Source organism: Vibrio sp. V10_P2A27P122, from assembly GCF_963874335.1.
Lineage (GTDB): Bacteria > Pseudomonadota > Gammaproteobacteria > Enterobacterales > Vibrionaceae > Vibrio > Vibrio anguillarum.
On the sequence record NZ_CAWNHY010000117.1, the window covers coordinates 1 to 5,041 of the forward strand.

At 47.3% G+C, this 5,041-nt stretch carries 5 protein-coding genes; 1 reads left to right on the forward strand and 4 read right to left on the reverse strand.

Going from position 1 to position 5,041, the window contains the following annotated elements; translation table 11 throughout:
• Nucleotides 1-274 precede the first annotated feature (274 nt).
• From AACQ17_RS06235 to budA, 3 genes are all read right to left on the reverse strand, one after another.
• The gene (locus tag AACQ17_RS06235; RefSeq protein ID WP_013868131.1) at nucleotides 275-1,033 is read right to left on the reverse strand and encodes an SDR family NAD(P)-dependent oxidoreductase; all 759 of its coding nucleotides are present in this window, start codon (nucleotides 1,031-1,033) and stop codon (nucleotides 275-277) included.
• The gene (gene alsS / locus AACQ17_RS06240) at nucleotides 1,030-2,733 is read right to left on the reverse strand and encodes an acetolactate synthase AlsS (protein WP_040122884.1); all 1,704 of its coding nucleotides are present in this window, start codon (nucleotides 2,731-2,733) and stop codon (nucleotides 1,030-1,032) included. The genes AACQ17_RS06235 and alsS overlap by 4 nt, the downstream gene beginning before the upstream one ends.
• Before the next feature lie 100 nt (nucleotides 2,734-2,833).
• Nucleotides 2,834-3,631 carry an acetolactate decarboxylase gene (budA, locus tag AACQ17_RS06245; protein WP_094147663.1) on the reverse strand — a complete coding sequence of 266 codons (798 nt, stop codon included), beginning with the start codon at nucleotides 3,629-3,631 and terminating at the stop codon, nucleotides 2,834-2,836.
• An 85-nt stretch (nucleotides 3,632-3,716) separates the two neighbouring features.
• Between budA and AACQ17_RS06250 the strand changes: the two genes are divergently transcribed.
• On the forward strand, nucleotides 3,717-4,601 hold the full coding sequence (locus AACQ17_RS06250) for a LysR family transcriptional regulator (protein WP_094147664.1): 885 nt from the start codon (nucleotides 3,717-3,719) through the stop codon (nucleotides 4,599-4,601).
• Nucleotides 4,602-4,664: 63 nt separating this feature from the next.
• Here the strand turns inward: AACQ17_RS06250 and AACQ17_RS06255 are convergent.
• A partial coding sequence (locus tag AACQ17_RS06255; protein WP_276206500.1) for a glycerophosphodiester phosphodiesterase family protein occupies nucleotides 4,665-5,041 on the reverse strand: 377 nt, incomplete at its 5' end.

Consider the following 5,041-nt stretch of genomic DNA (forward strand, 5'->3'; position numbering starts at 1 on the left):
GATCATGAAACATAAAATTAGTTCAAAAAAATCCCCAAGCAGAGGCTTGGGGATTTGTGTATAAGAGACAGGGTTAGGAGGGGGTGCTGCCAGCAACCAAGAAACACTCCACCCTAACCCTCCCCAATTAGTTTCGTGTTTGTAGGAGTTGTACTAATTGTGGAAAAGGAGGCCTTTTAGGGCTGAAAGGTTTATGGGGCTTGTTTTGAATTATGCGGTTTTAAAATATCAGCCAGCACGGAAAATGGTTTAGGTACTGGCTGAGTTTTCGTGGTTAAACGATTTTAGGTTGGCCGTCGGAAGCGGTAGCGCCACCATCGACGGGTAAATTGACACCATTGATAAATGATGCATCGTCACTGGCTAAAAAGGCCACTGCGGCGGCAATTTCGCTCGGTTCTGCGGCGCGTCCTAGTGCGATGCGCTCGTTAAATTTATCTCTAATCTCTTGCGACCAACCATTGGTCATATTGGTTTTAACTAAGCTTGGGCACACGGCGTTAATTCGTACGCCAGCGGCACCGTGGTCTAGCGCCATGGCGCGCGTGAGGTTGACTACCGCGCCTTTACTGGCGCAGTAAAATGCGGCACCCCAGTCGCCACCTAAGCCAGAGACTGAAGCGGTGTTGACTATGGTCCCCTGCGTTTTTAGCAGTTCAGGTAAGGCAAATTTAGAGCAATACACGACGCCATCAATATTCACCGCTGATATTTTCTTCCAATCTTCAACGCTGCTTTCTAAGACGGAGCCGGGGATGTGGATGCCCGCATTGTTGACTAAAATGTCGAGCTTACCGAAGCGTGATACGGCGTTATCGATCATGGCTTTTACTTTTTTAGGATCGGAGACGTCAATCACTTGCGCCGCGACGCGTGTTGAGTCAAAAGCTTCGATGGCGGTGGCGAGTTGCTCTTCATTCCAGTCGGCCAGTACTACATTGGCCCCTTCATCATATAAACGCTGTGCTATCGCAAAGCCGATGCCGTTGGCGGCACCCGTGACTAAAGCGACTTTATGGGTTAAACCATTCATATTGTTTCTCCTTCGATATGCTCAAAAATTGGATCTCGATTTTCTTGTGTTCTGGGTAGCATCAACTTGTAGTTGTCGCTGTAATCAACGGGGATAGCGATGACAGCAGGTCCTTGAGTTTCCATGGCTTGATGCAGCATAGGCATCAGTTGATGACGTTCGGTCACGGCAAAGCCTTGCGCGCCAAATGATTCGGCATACGCTTTAAAGTCTATCGGGCCAAATTTTATTCCGGACGGGCGTTGATACTTTTTCATCTCTTGTATCTCGACCATGTTGTAGGCGTTATCGACCCAGATGATATGTACAATGTTGCATTTTAGGCGGACGGCAGTTTCTAACTCCATGCTTGATTGCATGAAGCCGCCATCACCAGAAACAGAGACCACTTTGGTGCTAGGTTTAAGCAGGTTTGCACCAATCGCCCAAGGTAGGGCAACGCCCATGGTTTGCTGACCATTTGAAATCAGCATTTGACGGGCGCGAAAACAGCTTAAATAGCGCGCAATCCAGATATGGAAGCTGCCCATATCCAGACACAAAGTGGTGTCTGGGGTAATAATGGATTGCATCGCTTTGATTAAGGTTAATGGATGAAACCCATGCTGAGATTGACGAGTAGGGTAGGATTTTATTATCTGCCGCTGTTGCGCCACTTCCTCTAAAATCGATAAGGCTTTGGGAGAGAGGCGTGCGAAATTGGTGACACAATCGGTCATATCATCCAGTGATTGAACGATGTTGCCGACAATTTCCACGCAAGGTTGGTAATTGAGCTGATACTCTGCTGGTTCAATGTCTAAGTGGATGATTGGGGACTGTTTTGCGTTCCAAAGCTCTGGGTCGTACTCGATAGGGTTAAAACCAATAGTGACAATCAGGTCCGCATCTTGCAGCAATACATCTCCGGGCTGATTGTTAAATAAACCTACGCGGCCAGCGAAATGGTGATAATAGTTAATATCAACTGCCCCAGCGGCTTGATAGGTTCCGACTACAGGCAGTTGAGTGGTGCGCAAAAAACGGCTGATGGCTTGAGCATTTTCAGCGCGACTGGCGTGTAAGCCGAGTAAGACGACGCAGCGCTGTGACTGCTCGATTCGGGTAATGGCTTCTTCGATCGCTTCTGGGTTGGCTTGGCTTGAATGAACATTACGTGATGGAACAATAATATCGGTGAGAGTGTGGTCGGATAACACATCTTGGGGAATGCTAACGAAACATGCCCCCGGTCGGCCTGATTCTGCCGTGCGAAAGGCATTTGCCATCACTTCGCTGGCGGCATCAACATGTTGAATTTCTGCACTGGATTTTGTGATAGAGCGGAAAATACTGACGGTATCCATACTCTGGTGCGTTTGCTTTTGTTGGTCTGCGCGTTTGACCGCGCCGCCGATAGCGACCAGCGGGTCACCTTCTGAATTGGCAGTGGCAACCCCTGAAACCAAGTTGCCACAGCCCGGGCCTGAGGTCACCATGGTGACTCCGGCTTTGCCGGTTAAACGGCCGATGACGCCGGCCATAAAGGCCGCATTGGCTTCGTGACGCACTGGGATCATTTGAATATTGGTGTCTTCAATGGCGTCAAATAACCGATCAATTTTGGCCCCCGGAATGCCAAAAATATAGCGGATACCCAAAGATTCCAGCTGTTGAGCGATTAATTGAGCGCCATTTCTATTGGTAGGTTTTGTATTCATTTTTATACCCTTATTGTTGACTGACGTTGACACTTCTTCACGAAGTGGTGGTGCTATCTGGCGGCTTTTTTCAATTCAATTCTTTTTCTCCTGTTCAGCGCTATTTTTCCGCTTTTTCAATCGCGGTTCGGATGTCATTGGGAGCTAGGTTGGCTTTAAGGAAATCTAGCGAAGTTGGGGTATCAATTACCAAGCGCGATACTTTGCCAATTTGCAAAAAGCCCGACGAAATAGAGTAGTCCTGTATGTGGCCGCCGCCTTTTCTATCTTCGGTAATGAAATGTTCGTGATACCCCGGAACGTTAATACCTGTGGTGTACTGCGGGCTTCTAAAACCGGCGATAACGCCTTGTTTGAAGGTGAAATTAAATGTGGGCTGCTCTTTTACAACATCCAACATTGGGCGAAATGGGCGAGTTTGACGCGGCACGGTACGCGTTCTGACAAACTGATATAAACCGTCAATGCGTACTGCGCAGAAAATATTGTCACTGGGTACTAGATCATCAATCAGATGATGAACGTCAGCACGAGACATTTTAGAGGTGATGGGAACTTCGACATCAGGAGAGAAAAAAGTCATGACGGCGAAGGGGGTTTGCTGCGCTAAGTGTGCGGGGTTAGCCGAACCATCGGCTTTTAATTGGAAAACCTCTTTATCAAACGCGATCAGTTCACCATCTAATTGATTGAATGTGCCCAAGCCAAAATCGCCATGTTGCAGCAGTTGTTCAACCGTTGTTGCGCCTTCATAAACGCCAGCAATCAACGCACTCATCAACGAAGTTTGGTAAATCTCTCCATCCCCCGTTACATGATGATATTCAGCAAACTCTTTTGCTACATCGAGAGAACAAGCACAAAGCGGAGTGTAGAATCCACGCATGAGAATAACCATTTATGCAATAAAGTGTATATTTAGATTGACTTCTCCACGTGGCTAAATCCAATATAAATAAGATTTATTTCTATATGGAAAAGATATGGAGTTTCGCTATCTCAAGTATTTTGTGGCGGTGGCACAAACGCGCCATTTCACACGAGCGGCTGAAGTGTTAGGTATTGCTCAACCACCGTTGAGCCAACAAATAAAGAAATTGGAGCATGAGCTCGGTACGCTGTTATTCAAGCGTTTACCACGTGGGGTAGAGCTGACCGAGGCTGGGCAAATGTTTTATGTCGATGCGGTTACCATCTTAAATGATGTGGATCGAGCGAAGGCGAAAGTAAAACAGCTGGCGCGTGGAGAAAAAAATGAAGTGCGGATGGGCTTTGCGACTTCGGTTGCGATGAATACCCAAATATTATCCCGAGTGCGGGAGATAAGGGACAATTTTTCAAACGTGAATCTCACTGCGGTTGAGCAAGCGATGCCAGAGTTGGTTGAGCAGCTGAAAGCTAAGCAGTTGGATATAGCATTGGTGCGTTTACCTTGTTATGCCAGCGAGTCTTTACAGCGGGTGGTTTTATTTGAAGAGCCTTTTGTAGCGGTGATCCCTTTAGGGCATCCCTTGGCTGAAAAAGATCGCCTTACTTTAGTTCAGTTAAAAAATGAGCACGTTTTGTTGTTTCCTCGTGAAACGGGGCCAGCATTGCATGATGGTATGAAATCGCTGTTTGACGATGTGGGCATCCGTGTCGATCAACGTTTTTCGGCTCCACAGTTGAGGTCGATGGTTGCAATGGCTCAAGCGGGATTTGGCGTAGCTGTTGTACCCCAATCACTGGCTGAACATATCGATGATTCTGCCGTGATCACTCCCATCGAGGAGATGCCTTTTAACAGCCAAATTGCGGTGCTTTGGGAAGCCAGTAACTTAAATAAGCATGTGCTTAAGGTGGTAAAGGCATTAAGTCACCAAAAATAACATCCCCAGCATGATGATACTGGGGATGAAGCGTGCCAAAGTGGTAAGGTTAATCACGCTTACTTAGCGAGTTGAATGCAAAAACTCCACTGCTTTATCGGGATAGTCCGTAAATAAACCATCCACTTTGACAGTGTTGTAGAACACATCGAGCATCCCATCAAAGCTGTCGGCATAAGGTGCAATACGATCGGGTTCTGCGCGGAAGGTATAAGGGTGAACGACTAATCCGGCGGTTTTAGCGGCTTTCATCAATGGCTTGATGATGATGTTTTCTTTGGTTGAAGCGTCGTCAACCAACATAGGTTTCCACGGGCCAATTCCATCGGCGTAGGTAGCGACTTGCTTCATGCCGTTTGCTTCGAACATCCAATCATAGCTGTATGGCTGTGCTTGGTCGCCATCATAGATCATGGTCTCATTCCAATCGGTGTAGGCCA

Bases quoted from the DNA above. Each gene is read 5' to 3' on its own strand.
- AACQ17_RS06235 (WP_013868131.1), bottom strand. From the start codon at position 1,033: ATGAATGGTTTAACCCATAAAGTCGCTTTAGTCACGGGTGCCGCCAAC.
- alsS (WP_040122884.1), bottom strand. From the start codon at position 2,733: ATGAATACAAAACCTACCAATAGAAATGGCGCTCAATTAATCGCTCAA.
- budA (WP_094147663.1), bottom strand. From the start codon at position 3,631: ATGGTTATTCTCATGCGTGGATTCTACACTCCGCTTTGTGCTTGTTCT.
- AACQ17_RS06250 (WP_094147664.1), top strand. From the start codon at position 3,717: ATGGAGTTTCGCTATCTCAAGTATTTTGTGGCGGTGGCACAAACGCGC.